Consider the following 22,504-nt stretch of genomic DNA (forward strand, 5'->3'; position numbering starts at 1 on the left):
TTTGTAATGAATCGATGGATCGGTAGTCTCGTGCTTTCGGGCTTGGCCTCTGTGTTGATGGCCCAGGCGCCCTTTACGATCGTGCGGCCGGCCGACGGTTCGCGCGTTCGCGAAAAAGTTCACATCCTAATCCCCAAGGGAAGCATCCCGACCGGCGGATACGTGGGCGTGTTCCTTAACGGTCATCTGATCGAGGCGGTCGTTCCTCCGCTCGTCGGGAAGTACTACGAGTATGTCTTGGACACAAAGGGCCGGGGCATCGCCGATACGCCGGCCGGCAAGACGGACAAGCTCGAACTCGTTCTCTACGCGGACAGCGACGATAAGTCGCGAATCGTGGATCGTTCGTCGGTCGACGTCAAGATCGGAAACGAGGCGAACATCGCAGTCCCGAACTCCGGCCTGAAGCTTCGCTACAAGTTCGTGCCGGGCCAGGACATGGTTTACAACCTGACTCAGTTCGTTCAGGTTCAGCCGATGAGCGAAGAGGATAATGCGAATGGCGGCAAAGCCGCGACCTTCGAGACCGAAGGCGAGCGAATTCGCCTCCTCTACTCCGTAACCAACGCCTATGGCAACGGCGACGGTCTCCTGCGCATGCAGGCGCTGCCGGAGAAGGGGAAGGACTATGCCGACCTCACGGCCGCCTCGGAGACCACCCAGAAGCGCTATTACGACACCGACATGGCGCCGCTCTATATGCGGGTGACCACGACCGGGCACGAGGTATTCGGCGCTCTGCCGGCCTACGTCGCCTTCGAATCTCCAACCGGTTCGGTGAACACGGTCGCCCTCTTTGCGGCGTTCCCGCTGCCGACGCTTCCGACCAAGCCGGTTCGCCCTGGCGACTCTTGGCAGTCCCGCTTCCAGCGTGGCGCGCTCGACCTGAACAACTGGACGGACATGAAGAGCGTGGTCAAGCAGTTCCCGGCCCGTGGCGAGTTCGTCAACGTGGAATGGGAAGGTGGCCATCCTTGCGCGAAGATCCGAAACGTGATCCAAGAAGGCACGATGAGCTTGGACGACAAGAAGCTGGCGGCTAAGGGCGCTCAGTTCGCCGGTGACAAGGTTGGGATCACCGAGACGATTTGGTTCGCGATGGACACCCATCAGATCCTGAAGATCCAGCGCGACATGAAGATCGATCAGAAGGTCGAGAACGGCGGTGGCGGCTTTGGCGGCTCACCGTTCGGCGGCGGAGGTGGCGGCCCGGCAGGTGTTCCTGGACGACCCGGCGGCTTTGGCCCCCCCGGCGGCGACCCGACGGCCAACGGTGGCGGGGGCCGGGGCGACTTCCACGCTCCAGTCAGCGACATTCGCCAGCAGGGCATCCCGCGCGGTCCCAAGGGAGGATTCGGGGGTAAAGGCGGATTCCAGGGCGGCCCTCCAAGTGGCTTCGGCGGCCCCGGTGGTCCCGGCTTTCCCGGAAGCGGCATGGGCCGCCAAGGCGCTCCGACCAGCCAAGCGACGTTTGTTCGAATTCACATCCTTCAGACGTTTACCCTTGAGAAGTAATCGGCGTAGTTAGGAGGAGGATGGCAGTCCTCTTCAAAGGTACAGGCAAAGAAAGGCGGCCTCCTCCGGAAGACCCGGAGGAGTACCGACTTACGCTTGTAGAGCACCTGGAGGAGCTGAGGGACCGGCTCATCCGGTCAATCTTTATCCTTGGGATCGCTTGGTTCATCGGCTGGCAATTCGAGCCGTTTCTTTACTCATTCTTATCCGATCGGATGAATGAAGCGGTTCGGCCCGTTCTCCCTCCCGGCGTCGAGTTCAAGGAAGTTGTTCACAACGCGGCCGACGCGTTCATGTTGAAGGTGAAACTCTCCTTCTTCATCGGATTGGTCCCGGCGTTTCCATTTGTGGTGCTTCAGCTCTGGGGGTTCATAGAGCCGGCGCTCAAACCTGCCGAGAGGAAGCCGGTTAGGCGAGTTGCTCCTTATAGCCTCGGCCTGTTCGCGATGGGAGCCACCTTTGCATGGTTCATCTTGCCAAGCGCGATGAGGTGGTTCGCCAGCTACCTGGAGGAGTTTAAGGGGGTAAGTCTCTACCAAGAAGCGGGAACTCTCGCGTTCTTCGTGCTAAAGATGATGCTGGCGTTCGGCATCGCCTTTCAGCTTCCGCTTGTGGTCTTCATCCTGGGCGCGGTGGGGCTGCTAAAGGCCGATACGCTCATGCAATATTGGCGTCAGGCCGCCACAGCGATCTTCGTGCTCTCCATGATCGTTACGCCGAGCAACGATCCGGCGACGATGCTGATGATGGCGATTCCTCTAGTTATCCTCTTTGTGATCAGCGTCTATGCGGTGAAAGTTACGGAGAAGCGGAAGCTTCGCCGCCAGCTAGCGGACGAACTGTCCGACGATCACTTTGAATGAGATCCAGCCGATGTTCGGCGATCCGCGCATCTCCGCGCAGATCGCCCACATGGAGGAGCACGCCCCCCGGAGCGCAGTGTACGGCGAGATTCGCCGGGCGATGCATCCGCTTATCCAAGATAAGCTCAAAGAGTTAGAGTTATCGCGACTCTTTTCGCATCAGGCAAAGGCGTATGACGCGGCGATGGAAGGCCGCGACGTTGTCGTCGTCACTGGAACGAATTCCGGCAAGACGATGTGCTACAACCTCCCCGCGCTTCAGATGTGCCTCTCCGAGCCGGCCGTCCGCTGCCTGTACCTCTTTCCTACCAAGGCGCTGGCGCAAGACCAACTCGGCAAATTAGAAGCGCTCATACCGGGACCCCAGGTAAGAGTTGGCACCTACGATGGCGATACCCCGCAGAATCAGCGATCTTCGATACGAAAACTTAGTCATATCGTGCTCACCAACCCGGACATGCTCCACGTTGGCATCATGCCTGGGCACGACTACTGGGCCAAGTTCTTCAAGTCGCTCCGCCTGATCGTGTTGGACGAGATGCACGTCTACCGGGGGGTGTTCGGCTCGAATGTGGGCAACGTCTTACGCCGCCTGCTGCGCCTTTGCGAGTGGCATAAGAGCCGGCCCCAGATCATCGCCTGCAGCGCGACGATCGGGAATCCTACCGACCTATTTGATAAACTTACCGGAAGGAAAGCTACTCTGATCGACGAAGACGGTTCCCCGAGCGGGAAGCGCACCTTTGTCTTTTGGAACCCGCCCGAGCTCGGTGAAGGGCGTCGGCTGAGCGCCAACGTCGCTACCTCGGAGATTCTAGCTTCGCTTACCGAGAACGGACTCCGTACCCTCGCCTTCAGCCGAGCCCGCGTCTCCGCCGAACTGGTGCTGCGATATACGAGGAAGCGGGTGCAAGAGGGGGGCCATGTCGCGCCGGGCTCCATCGAGAGCTACCGCGCCGGTTACACCGCGAAGGAACGGCGGCAAATCGAGCAGTCGCTGTTTCGAGGCGACCTCCTCGGGCTGAGCGCGACGAACGCGATGGAACTTGGCGTCGACGTGGGTGGCTTGGACGCGGTGGTGATGAACGGCTATCCCGGCACCGCATCCTCCTTTTGGCAGCAAGCCGGAAGGGCGGGCCGGGGGGCGCGCGACGGGTTGGCCGTCTTCGTGGCCCACGACGATCCCCTGGAGCAGTTTTTGGTCCGCGAGCCCCAGACGTTGCTGGGAGCTCGGAACGAAAGCGTCGGGGCGAATCCCGGCAATCCCCAAATCCTCTCTCAGCACCTCCTGTGCGCGGCGCACGAGAGGCCGATCGCGCCAAGCGAGCTCACCCGTTTTGGGACCGAGGCGCTTAATGTCGCCGAAGGGCTCGACCGAAGCGGCGAGTTGGAGTTCCGGGCCGGACTTTTCTTCTATCCGTCGTTCGAGCCACCCGCGCTTCGGGTCAATATCCGGGGAGCTGGGGGCGAGCAGGTGCGGCTGATCGTGGACGGCCAGGAGTTGGGAACGATGGAGCGTTCACGCGCGATGACCTCGGCCCACGAAGGCGCGATCTACATGCACCGGGGAGCCACGTTCCTCGTGACCTCGCTCGATCTAGAGAACGAGCGGGCGGAGGTCGTTCCGTTCGAAGCCGACTACTACACGCAAACCATCGTCCAGTCCGTGCTCGATCCTCGAGTCGAGGTGCGGAGCGCCCAGCTCCCCCATGCGAACGCCAGCCTTGCAGGGGTGACGGTGACAGACATGGTGGTGGGGTTCCGAAAGAAATCTTTAGACGGAGACACGGTTTTGGGTGTCGAAGCGCTCGACCTGCCGCCGATGACGTACGACACCGTCTGCGTGCGCATCGACTTGCCGCCTCTGGACGAGAACCTCGACATGTCCGAGCAACTTGGGGGGATTCACGGTCTGGAGCATGCGCTTATGGCGGTGGCTCCGCTGCTTGCCGGGTGCGACCGAGGAGATCTCGGGAGCGCTTGGTATTCGATGTTTCCAGATACGATGCGGCCGGCGGTGTTCGTCTTCGACAAAACCCCGGGAGGCGTCGGTCTCTGCGAGCGGCTTTTCGAGTCGGTAACGGCTTGGCTGCGGGCGGCCCACCAGCTCCTGGCGAGTTGCAAATGCGACGCCGGCTGTCCCGGCTGCCTCTATTCACCCCGTTGCGAGGTCTCGAACGAGGCGCTTAGCAAGCCAGGGTCGCTCGCCCTATTAGGGAAGCTTTCTCAATAAGTCAGTCCCCGCGAAAATGGGGCGTAGAATGAAATTAGGAGAGCAAGAGGGCGCCAGCAGAAATGGAAAAGAAATCCCCGGTCGCAGAGCTCGTATTACGCAGTGAGGTTCCTCAGGACAATATCTTGAGCCAACGACAACCTGGCTTGCTTCGAGACTTTGACTCCGAACTTAGCGCGCTGGCTCGTCGAGTTTTGGGCGACGACGTCGATGCCCTCTTCCGAGACATGGAACTTCGCAACGACGTAAAGTAGAATCTCGCGATGCCGGAGATGGTGACCAGCGATCTTCCCATCTATCTGTGGGACTTAGAACTGGCCGTGCACTACATTTATCGAGACGAAACCTACGCTCGGTTTCGCCCCAAAGCCCAAGCTGGATTACCGCATCTTTCCGTTTTCACCTACGCGGAAGCTCTCTGTATCCTCGGCAGACGGGCGGAGACTCGAAACAAGCTCCAAGAGTTTGCCGCAGAACTGAAGGACCAATTTACCGTCCTCGGCGTAGACGAGCACGACGCCGAGATGTTGGCCGAGTTAAACAGCCGGGTTCGCGCCGACGGCGTTAACCGAGGAAGACTTCATTTTTGGAATGCTGCCCTCTCGCTAACTCGGGGCTACAAGATCCTTACGATCATCAAGGATCCTTACGTTGGTTTACTCGGACCCGCCAACTTCGCATAACAGGCGCACGGGCCTTCTGGCTATAGTTCAATCATGATTCACGCGTTGATTGGGTTCACATTCCGGCAAGCCCCCATCGAGATACGGGAGGGGCTCGTAATTGGAGGGGTGGCGGCTCCGGGACGGGTGCCGGTGGTGCAGGATGCGATCGTGGCCAAACTCGTCCGAGGCGAACCCGTCTTGCCGACGGCGGGTGACTCCCTGACGACCCCGCGAGGGAGCACGGTGCTTTGGAAGGGAGCCAAGGCGGGTTCGGGTGGAAGATTCGAGAGTCCGGAACTAGGCGGCAGCGGGTATCTCTTCACCTCCGTCGACATGCCGGACGACCGGACCATGATCCTCGAGGCGAGTGGTCATAACCTCGTCTACGTGAACGGCGTGCCGCGAGCGGGAGACCCGTATGGCTACGGCTATCTTCGCCTCCCGGTGCGGCTCCATAAGGGGGCCAACTCGCTACTGTTCTCGGTTGGACGGGGTTGGATGCGGGCGAGGCTCGTGCCGACGACCGGTCCGTACCGCCTGGAAACCGCCGATCTGACGCTGCCGGATGTGATTCCGAGCGACACCGGGAATCTGATGGGCGGGGTGGTTGTGATGAACGCAAGCCCGTCGGACGCGACCGACCTGTCGATTTCGTGCTCCTCCGCGGGCAAGACGGTGACGACGAAGCTGCCTCGCATTCCCGCTCTCAGCGTCCGAAAGGTCCGCTTCGACTTTCCCGCCTCCGCCAAGGATCTGGACCTGATGCTCACCAAAAACGGGGTGCCGTTCCATAGCGCGATGGTTGGCATCCGGCGCCGAACCGCGGGGCAGACCTACAAACGCACTTTCATCAGCGCGATCGATGGAAGCGTTCAGTACTACGCGGTCAACCCGTCTACTAAGCCGGACCCTTCCAATGCTTTGATCCTTTCCCTCCATGGAGCTTCCGTGGAAGCTATTGGGCAGGCGGATGCTTACTCCCCCAAAGCTTGGGCAACTCTCGTCGCGCCAACGAATCGTAGACCCTATGGCTTCGACTGGGAAGAGTGGGGGCGGATGGACGCGATGGAGGTACTCGGGGTCGCCGGAGCTAGGATCCCCCACGACCCGAAACGTGTCGTGGTCACCGGGCACTCGATGGGGGGCCACGGAACGTGGTCGGTCGGTTCGCTCTACCCCAGCCGGTTCGGGGCGGTGGCCCCGAGTGCGGGATGGGTTTCGTTCTGGTCGTATGGCGGGGGGTGGGAGCCGCGAGAGGCCACTCTTCCGGAGGCGATGTTACGCCGGGCGATGTCGCCGAGCGACACGTTGGCGCGGATAACGAATCTCGCCGCTCAGAAGGTGTACGTCCTTCACGGCGACGCCGACGACAATGTGCCGGTAGGGCAGGCGCGGACGATGAAGCGGGCATTAGCCAATCTCGGCATCGAGTTCGGCTACCACGAAGAGCCGGGGGCGGGACACTGGTGGGGCTCTCAGTGCGTCGACTATCCGGAGTTAATGGCTACCTTGGAAGCCGCCAGAATCTCCGACTTTGCCACCGTCGACTTCACCACTCCCGATCCCGCGGTGTCGGCAAACTGCGGATGGATCACCGTGTTGCAGCAAATCTCCCCTCGCATGGTCAGCCGCGTGCGGGGCGACACGGGTGGGCTCACTACCGAGAACGTACGCTCGATCCGTTTTGAGCAAGCGCTTCCTTCGCTTACGCTGGACGGACAGAAGTTTTCCAACCTAAGCGCCAAGGCGGTTCTGGTAAAAACCGGCTCCAACTGGGCAGCCGGGCAAGTCCCTGCGACCGCCCGTCACCTCGGGTTCAGCGGACCGCTGAAGCAGGCGTTCCGCGACCGGTTCGTGTTGGTCTACGGCACATCTGGATCTGCCGAAGAAAACGAGTGGTCGCGCAATAAGGCAAGGTTTGAAGCGGAGAGCTTCTACTATCGAGGGAACGGCTCTCCCGAGGTGGTCTCCGACGCCGAGTTCCTAAAGGGAGACTATGCGGGCCGAAACGCGGCGGTTTACGGCAACTCGACGACGAATCTCGCGTGGGCGGCGCTGTTGGGCAAGTCGCCGATCCGGCTGGGGCGGGGCGCTCTAAACGTTGGAGAGAAAAAGATCTCTGCCGACGGTTCGGCCGTTGCGTTTCTCTATCCGTCCGAGCGGCGGCTCGTCGCCGCCATCGGAGGCGCGGACCTCGCCGGCATGCGCCTTACCGACCGCTTGCCGGTCTTCGGGAGCGGCACCGCCTTCCCCGATTGGATGGTCTTAAGCCCAGAAGCCGCCGAGAAAGGCACCAAGGGAATCCTCGCCGCCGGCTTCTTCGGCCCCGACTGGGGTCTAGCCAGCGGAGAAGCTGCCTGGCGCGAATAAACGCTGCCCCCGTAGCATCGCTCCCAGCCGATGAACCCGTGGCACGGCGCTTCCAGCCCGTGTGTATCACGACCATCCTGGTCGTGTTCCGCCAAGGGCTGGAAGCCCTTGGGACCCACTGGCAAGATGCCAGTGCCACATGGCGCGGGCTTCCAATCCGTTTGAATCGGTCAGCGGAGTCCTACCCTTGCACCAGGCCGAGATACCCACCAGCCCCACTACACCTTGATCCTGATCTCGTAAACCTTCTGATCGCCGCCATAGCCCCCGAGCAGGCCAAGGCGGTCGAGGACCGCCTTCGGATTCGGGTCGGTGGCGTAGACGGCCGGTTTACCGTCTACCAGCAGCCAAAGCTCGCCACCCCGGCGGGTGAGCTGAACTTCGTGGCGGCCCGGCGTCATCACCAGGTTCGAGTCGCCTCGCTCGTTCCCGAAGATTCGCAGGCGGGTGACCGTGTTGGAGTAGCCGCCGACGAAGCCGATGTACCCTTCGGCGGCGTTCAGCTTGTTTGCCTTGGTGAATCCGCCCAAGATGACGTCGCTTTTCGCTTCGACGATGGCGGCGAGGTCGAAGTCGGTCACTTTGAGGTTAGCCAGGTAAAGAGGAGATTCGTCGCCGGTATGGCGCCATGCCCCGTCTTCGACTCGCCACCCGCCTTCCAGCTTCAGGCTTGCGTCGCCCGGCTTAATGACTTGAACCCCGGGGCCGACCACCAGTCGAGGGGGCGGGTTGCTGGGCAACTCCTCGCGACCATACGGCTCCAGCATGCGGGCGTAGAAGAGATGGTACGGCTCCCAGAGCGAATAGCCGCGATTCTCACGATCCCAAACGTTGATTGCGACCCCGATTTCCTGCCCGCCACGCGTCCAATACCATGGCCCCTCGCCTCGGTTGGGAAGACGAAATTCAATCGTCATCCCGTCGTCGGCGGTGCGCTTCGCCCCGATCTTCAATCCGGGGGCTCCGCCGAAAGAAGGGCGCGTCTCGACCAGCGGTCCGGCTGGGCTGGCCGCTCCGGGAGCCGTCGCATTGCTAAGGGTTTGGAAACCGAGTACCCCTTTCCCCGAATAGACCCCCTCCCCTTCTCCGTCGAAGGTTCCGTCAATCCGGCTCCAGGGTCCATGTACCTCGTAGAGCCCGTAGTATCCGAACTCGTCGTGAGCCTGCTTGAACACGAAGCGGATGCCGCCTCTTGAGAAGCTACCGGCCTCGGGCACGTTCTTCCACTCTTCTGGATCCCCGTCGATTTTTGGCGAGAGAACCGAAATGAACGGGGCGTTGGGAAAAAGCGGATAGGGATCGTCGACGTCCAGCAATCCATCGCCATCGGCGTCGGGAGTCGCCGGATCGGGACGCACGCTTTGGAACGGCGGCTTGATCCAAGTGCTCTGCAGCGGGCCGGGAATCCAGTTCGACAGCATTGCCTTGGCGAGGTCGCCGGTGTGGCCGTCGGTCTGTTTCTTGTTCTTGAGCGTCCCAAAGCGCTTTTCGTCGAGGGGCAAACGCGGGTCGTCGTCTGGGAAGCCGTCCTCATCGGCATCTCGAACCGTCTCGGTGTAGCCGAAGTACATGCGGAGCCACTGGGCGTCGGTGATCAGCCGATCCCAGTAGGCGATCAGGTCCCAATGCTCTCCGTGCCGGCCGTTGGTCGTCCAGGTGACTTCCTCCACCGATCCATCCGAATGGATCACGCGACGGCGGGGGGTTGGGTGGTCGAAAACGATCCGGTCGTCTTCGCGATTGCTCAGCGAGAACTCCCCGTGCGACTCGAGATCGTGATGAAACTCGTGGGTGGCCAGCCAAGCGGTATCGCCTCCGCCTAGAAACTGAGAACGGCCGGGAATTCCTTGGGGGAATCCGTCGACGCCGAAAGTGCCCCCTCCGGAGTTGTAGAAATCCCATTTCTTCGTCCGCTGATTCCACTTCCTCGGGAACGCCTGCTCGATCTGGCCCGAGTACGGTCTTTCTTCCACGAACGGAGTGGTGACCACGCGCATCGGGTCCTTCATGTCGACGAAAGTCCAGGTTCCTCCGCCCGGCGCTTCGAAATCTTTTCCTGGGTAGGAGCGGCAAACGGGCAGCCCTTTATACGTGTCTTGGGCCATCGCCGGCTCGGGTCCCCAGCGCTGGAGCCGGTCGTCAACGACGATCTGGTAGTCGATCCAGAGTCGCATTCCGGAGCTCACCCAAAGCTCCCGCGCGGAAACCGCGTACTCGCTCTTGATCTTGTCGATCTCTTCCTTGGTCAGCTTGGCGGGGGGCGGCGCAGGGACCTCCGGATCGACGTAAGCCGATTCGACGTTGACGACGTTCGGCATGAGCAGCACCTTGACCGGGATGCGGACGATCGTCTTCCACCCCTTCTGCGCTTGCGTGCTGACGGCGAATTCGCGCCTCCATCCTTCACCGGCACCCCAGGCTGTCTCCGTTGCCGTCGGAACGGCGCCGGGATCCCAGAGCCGGTAGAAGTACCGCTTCCCCGGCTCCAGGTCGTGAAGCTCGATCCGGTGCCAGCTTGTCTTGAGGGGGTTCCCCTTCTTGATGGTGGCGGTTCCATCCGGCTTGTGGCCGTACGCGACGCGCGGGAGGTCTCCCCTTCGAATCTCAACCTGAGTCTCGCAAGGAACCTGGGTCCAGTATTGGAGGGTGAATCCGTCGCGAGAGATACGGCTCACCGGACGCATCTGATCGATGAGGGGAACCGCATCCGAGGCGTGCCGCGTCGCGGTGGGGTCGTTGGGGAACCCCAAGATCAAAAAGGCGAGGCCCGCGATCATGAGTGAAGTAAACCCAATGACGGCGACCCCGAAGAAACACCGGGGCGGAATGGGTCGTCAATTACCGCGATGGTCCGAACCACAGAGATGTTGTTAAGGTGCCCTGACATCCACACCCAGGAAGACGAGATGATCATTGGGCAGACGCTGGCCAACTCGCCCGGCATTGGGTTGGTGGAGGTGGATTATCGCACTGGCGAGGTTCACGCCGTCACCGCAAATCAGGACGGCGGGGTCGACCTTATCCAAAGACTTTCGGACGCCGGCTACCCCCCTATAGCGTCGTAGCATCGGCTCCCAACCGATGACCGCGTTTTATTGCACGGTACGCTCACCGCATGCCGACCGCGACCGGTCTCGACGTATTAGCCCGAGAGGGTTTCTCTCGCCTAAGGGGTCGGCGTCTTGGGGTCTTGTGCAACCAGGCGTCGATCGATCGCGACTACCGGCACCTGATCGACCTGCTCTTGCCGCTCCACCGGGCGGGCGAACTGTCGATTGTCGCCGTCTTTGGGCCGCAACACGGGCTCTTCGGGCATACCCAGGACAACATGATCGAGTGGGAGGGGGACACCGATCCCCGGACCGGCTTGACCATCCACAGTCTCTACGGAGAGCGGCGGAAGCCGACGAAAGAGATGCTCGAAGGGATCGACCTCTTCGTCGTCGATATCCCCGACATCGGTTCGCGCTACTATACGTTCGCCTGGACGATGGCGAACTGCATTGAAGCTTCCGCGGCGGTAGGTATTCCGGTGCTGGTGCTCGACCGCCCGAATCCGATCGGCGGACTGCAGGTCGAGGGCCTGATGCTGCGAAGTGGATTTGAGAGCTTCGTCGGCCTCTATCCGGTGCCGACGCGGCATGGGATGACGGCGGGCGAGGTCGCGACCTTCGTGCAACGCCGGCTTCGCCCCGAACCTACGTTGGAAGTCGTAAAGGCAACCGGGTGGACGCGAAGCGACTACCTCGAGGATGCGGATTTACCTTGGGCGATGCCGTCGCCGAATATGCCGACCGTCGACACCGCCGTTGTCTATCCAGGCGGCTGCCTTCTCGAAGGAACGAACCTAAGCGAGGGTCGAGGAACCACGCGTCCGTTCGAGATAGTGGGCGCCCCTTTCCTGAAGGGCTGGCCTTTGGCGGAGAGTTTGAACCGCTTGGCGCTGGGTGGAGTGCACTTTCGGCCGGTTCAATTCCAGCCGACTTTCAACAAGCACGCCGGACGGGAATGCGAGGGTGTATTTGTCCACGTTACCGACCGGCGTTCGTTTGAACCAGTCATCACCTACATCGCCTTACTTCAAGAGATCGTTCGGCAAACCGGTATGCACCGGCTCCCCGTCCATACCGAGACCGCCAAGAGCTTCGTTGCCGCTTCGCCGGAGTGCGATTTGCCCGGTTTTGCTTGGAAGTTGCCTCCCTACGAATATGAGTTCGATCGAATGCCGATCGACATCCTGGCGGGCGATACGTGGGTGCGGGAAGCGATCGAGGGATTGAGCCCGCTCAGCGAGATCCGGAGCCGGTGCTTGCACGAATGCGCCGAATTTGCGCCCGAGCGAAACTCGTGTCTGCTCTATTGATCTTGCTCTCGGGAATCCCTGCGTTATAATTGCCTCGGATGAAGCTCGCTGTCTGTATCGTGCACAACCGCGACAAGGGCCGCGTAACCGACGAACTGGTGAAGGCCGGCTTCAAGTTCACGATCATCGGCTCGACCGGCGGCTTCCTCCGCGAGGGGAACACTACCTTCCTGATCGGTGTTGAAGAGCCCGAACTCCCAACTTTACGGAAGGTCGTCTCCGACAACTCTCAGAGCCGCGAGCAGCTCGTCAACGTGATGCCGTACGAAGCCGCGCCTCCGGGTGCGTTCATCCCCAATCCGGTCAAGGTGCCGGTCGGCGGCGCCGTTATGTTCGTACTCGATGTCGAGCAGTTTCATCGGTTCTAAGTCGTTGACCACCTCTACTCAGCTCGAACCGCTCTTGGGACTTACCTCCGCCAAGCGGGTCGTTCGAGAGCTAATCACCGGACAATCCGGCGTGCACTCCGTCCTCCTGTACGGCGCGCCCGGCTCGGGCAAGAACGTATTGGCCGAGTTACTGGCTCAGGCCTGGCTCTGTCAGCAGCCCGGCCCGGAAGGGGCGGACGGCATTTGCCGCGCCTGCGGCGCTTTCGAGCGGAACACGAACGCCGACTTCCTCAGAATCGAGCCGCAAGGGCCGAGCCGGATCATCCCGGTCAAAGCGATCACGGAGAGCTCCGCCGACGCCGAGGCGAATATCCCGGTCATCTCGTTCTTCCGCACGCTGCCGTTACTTTCACGCCACAAGGTGGTGATGATCGAATCGGCCGACCGGATGAACAACGCGGCAAGCAACGCGCTGCTTAAAACGCTGGAAGAGCCTTACCCTCACGCGAAGCTGATCCTGACCACGGATACGGTCGGGGCGATCCTGCCGACGATCCTTTCCCGCTGCTTGGCGGTCGCCTGTGAATCTCCCGCCGAGGAGCTTCTCCGCAACGCCTTCCCGGACGCCACCGAAGAAGAGCTGCGGATGTCCGAAGGGACACCTGGCCGGCTCCGGCACGTCATTGCCCATCGTGCCGCCTACGGCCGGCTGACCGCTTTCGCGCGAGGCCTCGTGTTCCGTAACCCCGGAGAGGCGCTCGTCGCGGCGGAAGAACTTCGCCTAGCGTCGGACGCGCTGGAAAAGTCGCTGGGATGCGGCGCGCGCGCCGCCCAGGCGGAATCGTTGGAGATGCTCGCCATCTATCTTGCCCGCGAACCTCAGGCGCCGCCCGAGTGGACGCAGTACGTCACCGAGGCCCACCGCCGGATCGTACAAAACGGCTCCGCATCCATCGTCTTCGATGCGCTGATGGCGAAGCTGTTCGCCCGAAATTAACGATAATTGATCTACCCTGTAAGGGGATGGCGGCGCTCGAAACTCACGACGATTTCGCGTTTCGTCCGCTTGTCGCGGGCGATACGGAATCGATGCTGCGCGCCGTCCTTCGCGCCTCCGAAGAGGGAATGCTCCTGACCGACCTCGAGCACCAGAGCCTTGCCTGCAATCGCCGGTTCGGAGAGATCTTCGGCGTGCCCGCCGAAGACGTCGTCAAGTGCGGCGTCGGGGAGCTTCGCCGCCGGGTGCTTCCGATCATCGCCGACCCGGCGGCCTGGCTCGCTTCGCTCGAGGACGTTTACAACGAACCGCGGAAGATTCTCCACGACGATCTCGTTTTGAAACGTGAGGAGCGAGTTGTCCTTCGCCGCTACTCCGCTCCGGTGACCGACCCGGGCGGGCAGATCGTCGGCCGCCTCTGGACGTTCCGCGACATCACCGAAGAACGACGGCAGCTCGATGTCCACCGGGTCCTCGGTGAGATCAGCTCGTTCCAAGACCCGGATCCGAACGTGGTGTGCCATCGGATTTTGGAAGCGGTGTCGGAGTTCTTCGACGGCACCACCGCCATCCTCTCCATTCGGCAGGGGGACATGATGGTGTTCCGCGGCGTCGTCGGTCCCAAGTCGGTGCTGACTCGCATTACCGGCAACCGGGTTCGTGATTCTTATTGCCAATACGCGATCCGCGACATGAAACCGTTCCTCGTCCAAGATGCCAAGGCGAGCGGGGAATTTACGCGCATTCGGCCCGCGCGCGCCGGTTACACCCGCTATCTGGGCGCGCCGGTGCTGGACGAAACGGGGTCGCCGATCGGCACGATCTGCCTTCTCGACGGGCGAACGAACTGCACGCTCGGCGAAAGCGACGTGCAGCTCATGTCGCTGGTCGCGATGCGAATTTCCTCGGAGCTGATCCGCGACCGGTTCATTCGAGAGCGGTTGGCCGAGAAAGACGAGGAATTGCGCCGACAACAGGACGACCTTGTCGCCACCCACAGCGTGTTCGAGGCGATGAACGCCGCGTTCGCCCTGCTCGCGGAGCACCCACAAACGGACGACCTTTTGCGGGAGCAAACCCGGCTCTTGGCCGGTTTGCTTGCCTACGACGGCGCGGCGGTCCTCGTCCGTCGGCGAGGCTCCAAACAATTTCAAGGGTATGCGGGAACGTCACGCCCTTCCGCGTTTACCGCGGAGAGCTTTCCGGCCGGGCGCGATTCGGGGGTGCTCACGGACCCATCGCTGCCTCTGCTGCGGCGTCTTCGCGCCACCCACTTGGCGTATTGCCTTAGGATGGAAGAGGAGGTCGGCGAGATCCTCATCGCGTTGGGCCGAACCGGGCCGCCTCCGCAAGACGAGCGCCACCGGGTCCACGTAGAGGCGCTCGCCGACCAAGTCTGTCTGCTGCTCTCGACTCACGTGCTCCAGAACGAGCTGCTTCGGGCCAACGCCGAGCTGGGGGACGCTCACAACGAGCTGTTGCGGAAGGAGAAACTCTCCGTGGCCGGCACCCTCGCCGCCAGTACCGCGCACGACATCCGGAACATCACGGCTTCGCTCGCCCTCCTGACCGCGCCCGACGCCTGCGATCCGACCGTCGCCATCGCCTCGGTGCGCGAACAGCTCGCCCGCTTCAATGTGCTCGCCCTGCGACTTCTTTCCTACACCAAGCCGCGCCTGCTGGAGCCGCGGCCGGTCGAGTTGGAGAGCGTGATCAGTGGCGTCCTATCCCTCACCTCGGCTCAGCTCCGGGTGGGGCGCGTCCGGGCCGAGACCCGAATTGCGAAGGGGGTCCCCAGCGTTTCCGGCGATCCGCACCAACTTGAACATCTCTTCGTCAACCTGATCCTCAACGCCGTCCAGGCGATGGATGCGACCGGAGGAGGAACGCTAACGATCAGCGTGGTTCGAGTGGCGGAAAGCGTAAGAATTCGATTCGCCGACGACGGCCCCGGCATCCCCCGCGACTCGCTCGAAGGTCTATTCGAGCCGTTCCGGTCTACCCGCGCGAACGGGTTTGGCCTCGGTCTCTATAGCTGCCGCCGGATCGCCGAAGCCCACGGCGGGACGATTTCCGCCGCCCGCAACCCCGTCCGAGGTAGTACCTTTACGGTGATGTTGCCGATCGGAGGTTCATGGACGCCCGCCTCTTAGTCGTCGACGACGACCGGTTCCTCTTAGAGAACGTAGCCCGGCTTCTTCAGAGCCAGGGGTACGAGGTGGCCACCGCTTCTTCGGGCGAGGAGGGGCTGCGGGCCGTCGAGCGGCAAATTCCGGACATGGCGGTGCTAGACGTCTCTCTGCCGGATTTCGACGGGATAACGCTATGCCGCCGCCTGAGGGCGATTCATCGCTTTCCGATCCTCATGCTCACGGCTCGCAGCGAAGCGATGGATAAGGTTATCGGCCTCGAGGTGGGTGCGGACGACTACCTGACCAAACCGTTCGACCCGTCGGAGCTCATCGCCCGCGTGCGGGCTCACCTGCGGCGCGCTCAAGAATACGCGTCGGCGCCCGCCACCTCTCGCAAGCGGATCGGCGGATTGGAGATCGATCACGACACTCGGGAAGCGCTGATCGACGGGAAGCCGATCGAGCTCACGAAGCGGGAATTCGAGCTGCTGGCCCACCTCGCCGCCAACGCCGGTCGCGTGCTCACCCGAGAATCGCTCTTCGAGCGCAATTGGGGGTTCGATATCGAATTCAGCAGCAACAGCCTCGACGTCCACATCTACCGCCTCCGAAAAAAGATCGAACCCGACCCCGACCACCCGACCTACATCCACACCGTCCGCGGCTACGGCTACCGCCTAGAAGCCGTTTAGCGTGGCACGGGCTTCCAGCCCGTGTGTATCACGACCGTCCTGGTCGTGTGAATTCGGCCAGGGGCAGGATGCCCCTGGGACCCACTGGCTAGAAGCCAGTGCCACAACGAGCACAAGGGCAGGATGCCCTTGGGACCCACTGGCAAGATGCCAGTGCTACGTTACTTCCGCCAAGCGCGCCCGGGGTGGGCGCCGGTCGGATCTCCGTTCTCCAAAACCACCACCCCGCGGACAATCACCGTCGGGATGCCGATTGGCTTCGCCTCGGGCTCCTTCGTGGTGGCGGTGTCGACCACCGTTTTGGGATCGAACAGCGTGATATCCGCCGTTTTCCCCGACGCGATAACTCCCCGGTCGCGGAAGCCGAACCGCTTCGCTGGGAGCGAGGTCATCTTGCGAATCGCCTCCGTCATCGAAATCACCTTGCGCTCGCGAGCGTAAACGCCGAGGATCCGCGGGAAGCTGCCCGCGCCGCGAGGATGGGTGCCGTGCAACCCGCCGTCGCTGCAGAACATGATGTGCGGGTCGCGGATGAAGTTGGTGATGTCCTCCTCCGACATCGCGGTGACCACCACGCTCTCCTCCCCTTTGTTTCCCTTGCCGTAGCAGCGCTCGATGATCTCTTGGATGAGCGTGATCGGGTCCTTACCGGTCTTGTCGGCGAGCTCCGCAATCGTTTTCCCCGCCCACGTCGGGTCGGGCGAGTAGCCCGTCAGCAGAACGTGGGAGGGGCCGCCGACATCCTTCAATCCTTGCTCCCAAAGGGCACGGTTGCCGAACTCTTCGGTGGGGATGATCACCCGAATCGTCGATTGCCAGTAGGTGTACGGATAGACGTCGGCGGTGATATCCAGCCCTTCCTTTCGGGCGGCTTCCATCATTCGGCCGACTTCCGGTTCGCGCCCCCAGACTCGGGTGGAGCAGAGCTTAATGTGGTTGATCTCGGCCGGAATATGGGCTTGCCGGGCGACCTCGATTAGCTCGCGGAATGCCTCGAAAGCCTGGTTATCCTCGTTCCGGACGTGGCTGATATAGATGCCGTGATGCCGCGCGGCAACCTTGGTTAGCTCGACGATCTCAGCGGTGTCGGCGTATCGGTTCGGCTCGTATTCGAGGCCGGTGGAGAGGCCGAGCGCTCCCGCGCGCATATCTTGGTCGACGAGCTCCTTCATCCGCTTCAGCTCGGCGGCCGTGGGCTTGCGTTGGTCGTTCCCAAGCACCGCCTGCCGTATCGTCCCCTGGCCGGTGAAGCTGGCAAAGTTGATGGAAGCGGGGTGCTGTTCCAGTTGCGTGAAGAACTTGCTCACCGGCAGCGCGGAGCCGCCGTCCTCACCGACGACGGCGGTGGTGATCCCCTGCCGGATTTGGGTCTCCGCGTTTGGATCCTCCAGGATCCCCCCGTCGGCGTGGCTATGGGCGTCGATGAATCCGGGGGCGACGGCGAGGCCGGTCGCGTCGATGATTCGATCCCCTTTTTGGGGGCGTATCGTCCCGACGCCGACGATCTTGTCGCCTTCGATCCGCACATCGGCCGCGAACGGCGGCCGCCCGGTACCGTCGTACACCGTCCCGCCCCTGATCACGATTCCGGACCGAGTGATGGCAAGGGCGAGATAGGCGGCGAGGATCATATCTTTAGAATACGCATTTGGGAGTGCGCGAAGCTCTTCGCGCTCCGCACGGGTGAAAAGCGCGAAGAGCTTCGCGCACTCCCAAATTACTTCTTCGGATCGATGATCGAGTCGACGAGGCCGTAGGATTTGGCGTCGTCGGCGGACATCCAGAAGTCGCGGTCGCAATCTTGCCGGATCTGGTCGGCGGGCTTGCCGGTGCACTGGGCCAGGATTTCGACGTATTTCTCGAACAGCCGCTGCATCTCCTCCAGGTAGATCCGAGCGTCGCTGAATGTTCCCCGGTAGCCGCCGCTAGTCTGGTGGATCATGATGCGGGTATTCGGCATCGCATAGCGCTTCCCCTTTGTCCCACCCGCGAGCAGGAGGGTGGCGATGGAGGCAGCCATCCCGACGCAGGTCGTCGCCACGGGGCACTTTACATGCCGCATCACGTCGAACATCGCGAGTCCGGCCGACACGCTGCCACCGGGGCTGTTGATGTACACGTCGATGTCCGCGTTGGGGTCTTCCTTCTCCAGAAATAGCATCTGGGCGATGACGAGATTGGCCATGCCGTCCGACACTTCGTCGCCGATAAACACGATCCTATCCTTGAGGAGGCGCGAGTAGATATCGTATGCGCGTTCCCCTTGCGGACTTCGCTCGACGACCATCGGCACTACAGATCCACCGATCGGCATCATCGCGCCACCACCTCGGGCTCCTGCCGAAAACCGGCGCGGCGCCCCGTCTCCGCCTCGGGCTCATCCGGGCAGTAGACCATTGGTACCGGCGGGCGGAATCGCCCCTCTCGGAGAAGCGTCAACAGGACTGGAAGCGACGCGTACATGGCGTAGCGCCAATTCAAGTTCGCCTCGATGAGCACGTAGGGTTGGACCTCAATCGTGGAGGCATGCTCCAAACGGACAAGGGTTCCGCCGTCCTGGGGCTGAAGATTCCAGGTGACTACGCTCGGCGATCCCGCTTCTCCATCGTCCCATGTGTACCGAAGAAGTTTGGCGACTTCGAGCTCGATCACTTCGCCTTTGACCTTCGCTTTGCTTCCCCGAGTGTGCCCTTCGAGGGAGAAACGAAAGCCGATTCGCGGTTGGAAGTCGGTTGGCATCAGCCAGTGGGCGAGCGCTTTCGCGTCGGTCAGGGCCTCCCACACCCGGCTCGGCGGATGTGGATAAAAAGCCTCGAAAGTCAGTTTCTCGTTCAAGGGTTCTCCTCCAGGTATTGGCCCAGTTGATGGAGCCGGTCGTTCCAAAACGGTTCGTAGAATTCGAGCCACTCCGCGACGGCGCGTAGAGGCTCCGGGTTCAGCCGATACATGCGTTGTCGTCCTTCCTTGCGGAGCGAGACCAGGCCGGCGTCGCGCAACACTCCAAGGTGCTGGGAAACGGCGGATAGCGTCATATCGAACGACTCGGCCAGCTCCATTACCGGCATTTCGCGGCGCGCCAGCATCCGTAGCATGTCGCGTCGGCTTGGCGCGGAGATCGCGCCAAACACATCGGATGGGGCGGCCTGTCCGGTCATAGCTCAATATACTTTAGAATTTACTTAAGTGTTCCGAATTTTTGGAATGGGCTTCTCCGTCGGCGTCTCTCAAGCACCGGAGGGTCTAGGAATAGCGACAGCCTTGCACTATAATGAGGGCGAAGTTAGGGAGATTTAAATATGGGAAGATCCGCTGAATTAAGTCATGCAAAGCAAACCGGCATATTCGACATCCTGAAGACGTCAGCCGCCGCTCACGACTTGCCATTGGCCTACGTTTTGGCCGTGGCTTCGCGCGAATCGGACATCGAAAACGTTCTGGGCGACCATGGATTCGCGGTTGGCGTGATGCAGGTCGACATCCGGTTTCACGACATCGCTAAAAAGGCGAAAGAGACCGGGAGTTGGAAAACCGATCCCAGTAAGGTGATCGACTACGGCATCAATCTCCTTGCCCACAACTATCATTGGGCCAAGACGACCTTCCCCGATTACGGCGGCGCCAACGGACACGGTTGGCTGAAAATCGCGGCCAGTGCCTACAACGCGGGGGAGGGCGGCGCCAAGAAGGGAACGCTCAAAGGGGACAGCGACCTGTATACGACCGGGCACAACTACGGGAAGGATGTGCTCTCGCGAATGGCGGTCTTCCAAGACCTGATCTAACAACGTAGCATCGGCTCCCAGCCGATGAGCGGAATCCTTGCGATCCCTCCAGACGCGACGTCTGGAGGGTCCCGCGAGAGCGCGGTTGCGTCTCCAAGGTCGTCCTGGATGAACGAGAGGCTATTACTCGGGCGGGCCGCCCGTGCCACGTTTGCTCATCGGCTGGGAGCCGATGCTACGTTTTGGACAATACGCGGGCGAGGAATTCTCGCGTTCTGGGTTCGCGGGGGTTGACGAGGACTTGCTCGGGAGGGCCGTCTTCCAAGATTAGGCCGTTATCCAGGAACAGCACTCGGGTTGCGACGTCGCGGGCGAAGGCGATCTCGTGGGTGGCGACGATCATCGTCATGCCGGACTTCGCGAGGTCTCGCATGACCTCGAGCACCTCGCCTACGAGCTCAGGGTCGAGGGCGGAGGTCGGCTCGTCGAACAGCATAATCGCCGGCTTGAGCGCGAGCGCGCGGGCGATCGCCACTCGTTGTTGCTGACCACCCGAGAGCTCGCCCGGGTAGGCCTCTTCCTTCGCTTCCAGCTTGACCTGCTTCAAGAGCGCCCGACCTTCCGCCGCCACCTCTTCTTCGGAACGCTTCAACACCTTCCGGGGGGCAAGCGTGATATTCCCCAAAGCCGTAAGGTGCGGGAAGAGGTTGAAACGCTGGAACACCATCCCGATCTGGCGGCGAATCGCATTCACGTTTTCGGGAGTCACTGGATCGCCTCGGAAGGTGACGCCACCGCTAGTTGGAGCCTCCAGACGGTTGACGCACCGGAGCAAGGTCGACTTGCCGCTGCCGGAGGCGCCGATGAGGGCCACGACGTCGCCTTCACCGACCTTGAGGTCGATCCCCTTGAGAACCTCATTGCTGCCGAAGCTCTTGTGCAGATCCTTGATCGTTAGGACGCTCATACCGCCACCTTCTTGGCCCGCGGCCTCGAAATCGGTTGCCATTTCTGCTCGAGCCGGCGTACGAGCCACGTTAACGGGAGGGTCATGACCAAATAGAAAACCGCGACGGTGAGATAGACCGTGGTGGGAGAACCGGAGTTGGTGGCGATCTCTTTGCCGGCCCGCATCAGCTCGCTGAGCGCGACCACCGAAACCAGCGAAGAATCTTTGAGGAGGGCGACCGCCTCGTTGGTGAGCGGGGGCAAGACTCGGCGTAGGGTTTGGGGAAGAATCACCCAACGCATGGCGGTCGGATAATCCATGCCGAGCGAGCGAGCCGCTTCCATCTGGCCCGAGTCGATGCTCTCGATGCCGGCCCGGAAAATCTCCGAAGTGTAGGCCGCCGCGTTGAGGCTGAGGGCGAGGACGCCGGCAACGAACGGGCTCAGGCCGATGCCGATGGCGGGCAACACGAAGTAGATCACGTAGATCTGCATGAGAAGCGGGGTGCCCCGCACCACTTCTACATAAGCCACTGCGAAGGGGCGGAAGAGCACGAACGGGGATACGCGGGCCAACGCCAACAGGAGCCCGCCGACGACGCCGAAAACCAGGCTGAGCGCCGTCAGCTCCAAGGTAAGAACCGCTCCCCTCGCGAGGATCGGCAGCGCGTCCTTCAACAAATCCCAGCGGAAAGTAAAGGCACTCCCGCCTACCGACTGAACCGTACCGATCGGGTGGGCGGTAGCCGCTTCGAGGGCGGCGGGGACGGGGGAGCCTTGGTCCTTCACCTTGTCGAGCGCGGCCACGAGAGCGGTGTCGTACGGCTCTTCGAACCATTGCGGATACGAGCGAGCGTAGGCGCCTCCCGCCATCATTCGATCCAGCGACCGGTTTACCTGGGCGATCAACTCGGGATGGGTTTTCCAGGCGACGATGCCGAGGTTCTCTTTGACGAACACCGGCCCGGCAAGCTCGATCTCGGGATATCCCTTGCTGAGGATCGCCTTGATCGTCGGCAGGTCTCCCACGCAGGCGTCGGACTTCTTGTTGCGCAGGTCCAAGAGGCCGTCTTGGATCTGGTCGAACTTCAGCATGTGGTCTTTCGGGACGCCGATCTTTTGGACGGCGAACTGTCCGGTGGTTTCCTGCTGAACGGAGACAATCTTGTCTTTGAGATCCTCCGGTTTCTGGATTCTTGTATCTCCCTTTCGCCGGGCGATGACCTGACCGGAGAGAAAGTAGGGGCGAGAGAACAAGTACCCCTTCGTCTTGCGTTCTTCCGTGATGGTGACGCCGGCCATGACGAGGTCGGCCTTTCCGCTCTCGAGCGCGCCCAGGACGCCGGCCCACTCCGAGTCGATCCAACGGAGCTTCACTCCGAGGTCGCGGGCGAGCTCGGTGGCCACGTCCACGTCGAAGCCGATAATTTGGCCGTCTTTCTTGTATTCGAAAGGTGGATAAGTGGCGTCGGTGGCGATAACCAACTCGCCTCGCGAGCGAATCGTGTCGATGATTCCCTGGGCGTGCAGCACGCCGGAGGCCGTCATTCCAACGACTAGAAGTAGGAACCGGATCCAGGCTCGAACTTGCATCCGAAAAGACTATAGCCGAGGCGCGCTAGGCCCAACGAACAGAAGATGAGTGCGAGAGGTCAATCAGTCAGGTTTCGGAGAA

At 61.8% G+C, this 22,504-nt stretch carries 20 protein-coding genes; 13 read left to right on the forward strand and 7 right to left on the reverse strand.

Features of this window, described 5'->3' with window-relative positions:
- Positions 1-6 precede the first annotated feature (6 nt).
- From OP10G_RS24335 to OP10G_RS09760, 6 genes are all read left to right on the forward strand, one after another.
- The gene (locus OP10G_RS24335) at positions 7-1,515 is read left to right on the forward strand and encodes a hypothetical protein (RefSeq protein ID WP_025226081.1); all 1,509 of its coding nucleotides are present in this window, start codon (positions 7-9) and stop codon (positions 1,513-1,515) included.
- Between the two features lie 20 nt (positions 1,516-1,535).
- On the forward strand, positions 1,536-2,378 hold the full coding sequence (gene tatC / locus OP10G_RS09740) for a twin-arginine translocase subunit TatC (RefSeq protein WP_025226080.1): 843 nt from the start codon (positions 1,536-1,538) through the stop codon (positions 2,376-2,378).
- The gene (locus OP10G_RS09745; RefSeq protein ID WP_144241082.1) at positions 2,371-4,611 is read left to right on the forward strand and encodes a DEAD/DEAH box helicase; all 2,241 of its coding nucleotides are present in this window, start codon (positions 2,371-2,373) and stop codon (positions 4,609-4,611) included. Before tatC ends, OP10G_RS09745 begins: the two co-directional genes overlap by 8 nt.
- 125 nt (positions 4,612-4,736) lie before the next feature.
- A complete protein-coding gene (locus OP10G_RS27620; protein ID WP_265101712.1) occupies positions 4,737-4,865 on the forward strand; it encodes a hypothetical protein in 129 nt (42 codons plus the stop codon).
- 9 nt (positions 4,866-4,874) lie between these two features.
- Positions 4,875-5,294: a PIN domain-containing protein gene (locus OP10G_RS09755; RefSeq protein WP_025226078.1), complete on the forward strand. Its 420-nt coding sequence runs from the start codon at positions 4,875-4,877 to the stop codon at positions 5,292-5,294.
- Positions 5,295-5,327: 33 nt separating this feature from the next.
- Positions 5,328-7,646: a carboxylesterase family protein gene (locus OP10G_RS09760; RefSeq protein ID WP_025226077.1), complete on the forward strand. Its 2,319-nt coding sequence runs from the start codon at positions 5,328-5,330 to the stop codon at positions 7,644-7,646.
- Between the two features lie 218 nt (positions 7,647-7,864).
- On the opposite strand, the gene OP10G_RS09765 is transcribed toward OP10G_RS09760, so the two are convergent.
- The gene (locus OP10G_RS09765) at positions 7,865-10,423 is read right to left on the reverse strand and encodes a hypothetical protein (RefSeq protein WP_025226076.1); all 2,559 of its coding nucleotides are present in this window, start codon (positions 10,421-10,423) and stop codon (positions 7,865-7,867) included.
- A gap of 69 nt (positions 10,424-10,492) precedes the next feature.
- Here OP10G_RS09765 and OP10G_RS09770 point away from each other — a divergent pair, with 69 nt between their 5' ends.
- The 6 genes from OP10G_RS09770 to OP10G_RS09795 are packed head-to-tail and all read left to right on the forward strand — an operon-like array spanning position 10,493 to position 16,159.
- On the forward strand, positions 10,493-10,711 hold the full coding sequence (locus OP10G_RS09770) for a hypothetical protein (RefSeq protein ID WP_025226075.1): 219 nt from the start codon (positions 10,493-10,495) through the stop codon (positions 10,709-10,711).
- 50 nt (positions 10,712-10,761) lie between these two features.
- Positions 10,762-12,009, forward strand: a complete 1,248-nt coding sequence (locus tag OP10G_RS09775) for an exo-beta-N-acetylmuramidase NamZ family protein (protein ID WP_025226074.1) — start codon at positions 10,762-10,764, stop codon at positions 12,007-12,009.
- Between the two features lie 38 nt (positions 12,010-12,047).
- Entirely contained in the window at positions 12,048-12,377 is a 330-nt protein-coding gene (locus tag OP10G_RS09780) for a cyclic-di-AMP receptor (protein ID WP_025226073.1), read from the forward strand.
- Positions 12,352-13,335, forward strand: a complete 984-nt coding sequence (locus tag OP10G_RS24340) for an AAA family ATPase (protein WP_084179013.1) — start codon at positions 12,352-12,354, stop codon at positions 13,333-13,335. Before OP10G_RS09780 ends, OP10G_RS24340 begins: the two co-directional genes overlap by 26 nt.
- Positions 13,336-13,361: 26 nt before the next feature.
- Positions 13,362-15,488, forward strand: a complete 2,127-nt coding sequence (locus tag OP10G_RS09790; protein ID WP_025226071.1) for a GAF domain-containing sensor histidine kinase — start codon at positions 13,362-13,364, stop codon at positions 15,486-15,488.
- Positions 15,470-16,159 carry a response regulator transcription factor gene (locus OP10G_RS09795; RefSeq protein ID WP_025226070.1) on the forward strand — a complete coding sequence of 230 codons (690 nt, stop codon included), beginning with the start codon at positions 15,470-15,472 and terminating at the stop codon, positions 16,157-16,159. Before OP10G_RS09790 ends, OP10G_RS09795 begins: the two co-directional genes overlap by 19 nt.
- Before the next feature lie 161 nt (positions 16,160-16,320).
- Here OP10G_RS09795 and OP10G_RS09800 read toward each other — a convergent pair whose 3' ends face one another.
- The 4 genes from OP10G_RS09800 to OP10G_RS09815 form a co-directional block, all read right to left on the reverse strand.
- Positions 16,321-17,790, reverse strand: a complete 1,470-nt coding sequence (locus tag OP10G_RS09800; protein WP_038472940.1) for an N-acyl-D-amino-acid deacylase family protein — start codon at positions 17,788-17,790, stop codon at positions 16,321-16,323.
- An 86-nt stretch (positions 17,791-17,876) separates the two neighbouring features.
- Positions 17,877-18,476: an ATP-dependent Clp protease proteolytic subunit gene (locus OP10G_RS09805; RefSeq protein WP_025226069.1), complete on the reverse strand. Its 600-nt coding sequence runs from the start codon at positions 18,474-18,476 to the stop codon at positions 17,877-17,879.
- Positions 18,473-18,994 (reverse strand): SRPBCC family protein, encoded by a 522-nt coding sequence (locus OP10G_RS24345; RefSeq protein ID WP_025226068.1) that lies wholly within the window; start codon positions 18,992-18,994, stop codon positions 18,473-18,475. Before OP10G_RS24345 ends, OP10G_RS09805 begins: the two co-directional genes overlap by 4 nt.
- Complete coding sequence (locus tag OP10G_RS09815; protein ID WP_025226067.1) at positions 18,991-19,314, reverse strand: ArsR/SmtB family transcription factor; 324 nt, start codon at positions 19,312-19,314, stop codon at positions 18,991-18,993. Before OP10G_RS09815 ends, OP10G_RS24345 begins: the two co-directional genes overlap by 4 nt.
- A gap of 141 nt (positions 19,315-19,455) precedes the next feature.
- Here OP10G_RS09815 and OP10G_RS09820 point away from each other — a divergent pair, with 141 nt between their 5' ends.
- Positions 19,456-19,941 carry a transglycosylase SLT domain-containing protein gene (locus OP10G_RS09820; RefSeq protein ID WP_025226066.1) on the forward strand — a complete coding sequence of 162 codons (486 nt, stop codon included), beginning with the start codon at positions 19,456-19,458 and terminating at the stop codon, positions 19,939-19,941.
- Positions 19,942-20,116: 175 nt separating this feature from the next.
- Here OP10G_RS09820 and OP10G_RS09825 read toward each other — a convergent pair whose 3' ends face one another.
- Together OP10G_RS09825 and OP10G_RS09830 are read right to left on the reverse strand one after the other, a co-directional pair.
- Positions 20,117-20,848, reverse strand: coding sequence for an amino acid ABC transporter ATP-binding protein (locus OP10G_RS09825; protein ID WP_025226065.1), 732 nt, complete (start codon positions 20,846-20,848; stop codon positions 20,117-20,119).
- The gene (locus OP10G_RS09830) at positions 20,845-22,422 is read right to left on the reverse strand and encodes an ABC transporter substrate-binding protein/permease (protein ID WP_025226064.1); all 1,578 of its coding nucleotides are present in this window, start codon (positions 22,420-22,422) and stop codon (positions 20,845-20,847) included. The genes OP10G_RS09825 and OP10G_RS09830 overlap by 4 nt, the downstream gene beginning before the upstream one ends.
- Positions 22,423-22,504: the final 82 nt, after the last annotated feature.

The sequence above is a fragment of the Fimbriimonas ginsengisoli Gsoil 348 genome (genome assembly GCF_000724625.1).
In the GTDB taxonomy this organism is placed as follows: domain Bacteria; phylum Armatimonadota; class Fimbriimonadia; order Fimbriimonadales; family Fimbriimonadaceae; genus Fimbriimonas; species Fimbriimonas ginsengisoli.

Bases quoted from the DNA above. Each gene is read 5' to 3' on its own strand.
- OP10G_RS09815 (WP_025226067.1), bottom strand. From the start codon at position 19,314: ATGACCGGACAGGCCGCCCCATCCGATGTGTTTGGCGCGATCTCCGCG.
- OP10G_RS09790 (WP_025226071.1), top strand. From the start codon at position 13,362: ATGGCGGCGCTCGAAACTCACGACGATTTCGCGTTTCGTCCGCTTGTC.
- OP10G_RS09805 (WP_025226069.1), bottom strand. From the start codon at position 18,476: ATGATGCCGATCGGTGGATCTGTAGTGCCGATGGTCGTCGAGCGAAGT.
- OP10G_RS09825 (WP_025226065.1), bottom strand. From the start codon at position 20,848: ATGAGCGTCCTAACGATCAAGGATCTGCACAAGAGCTTCGGCAGCAAT.
- OP10G_RS24340 (WP_084179013.1), top strand. From the start codon at position 12,352: ATGTCGAGCAGTTTCATCGGTTCTAAGTCGTTGACCACCTCTACTCAG.
- OP10G_RS09765 (WP_025226076.1), bottom strand. From the start codon at position 10,423: ATGATCGCGGGCCTCGCCTTTTTGATCTTGGGGTTCCCCAACGACCCC.
- OP10G_RS09820 (WP_025226066.1), top strand. From the start codon at position 19,456: ATGGGAAGATCCGCTGAATTAAGTCATGCAAAGCAAACCGGCATATTC.
- OP10G_RS09800 (WP_038472940.1), bottom strand. From the start codon at position 17,790: ATGATCCTCGCCGCCTATCTCGCCCTTGCCATCACTCGGTCCGGAATC.
- OP10G_RS09830 (WP_025226064.1), bottom strand. From the start codon at position 22,422: ATGCAAGTTCGAGCCTGGATCCGGTTCCTACTTCTAGTCGTTGGAATG.
- OP10G_RS09775 (WP_025226074.1), top strand. From the start codon at position 10,762: ATGCCGACCGCGACCGGTCTCGACGTATTAGCCCGAGAGGGTTTCTCT.
- OP10G_RS09780 (WP_025226073.1), top strand. From the start codon at position 12,048: ATGAAGCTCGCTGTCTGTATCGTGCACAACCGCGACAAGGGCCGCGTA.
- OP10G_RS24335 (WP_025226081.1), top strand. From the start codon at position 7: ATGAATCGATGGATCGGTAGTCTCGTGCTTTCGGGCTTGGCCTCTGTG.
- tatC (WP_025226080.1), top strand. From the start codon at position 1,536: ATGGCAGTCCTCTTCAAAGGTACAGGCAAAGAAAGGCGGCCTCCTCCG.
- OP10G_RS09760 (WP_025226077.1), top strand. From the start codon at position 5,328: ATGATTCACGCGTTGATTGGGTTCACATTCCGGCAAGCCCCCATCGAG.
- OP10G_RS09755 (WP_025226078.1), top strand. From the start codon at position 4,875: ATGCCGGAGATGGTGACCAGCGATCTTCCCATCTATCTGTGGGACTTA.
- OP10G_RS09770 (WP_025226075.1), top strand. From the start codon at position 10,493: ATGGTCCGAACCACAGAGATGTTGTTAAGGTGCCCTGACATCCACACC.
- OP10G_RS09795 (WP_025226070.1), top strand. From the start codon at position 15,470: ATGGACGCCCGCCTCTTAGTCGTCGACGACGACCGGTTCCTCTTAGAG.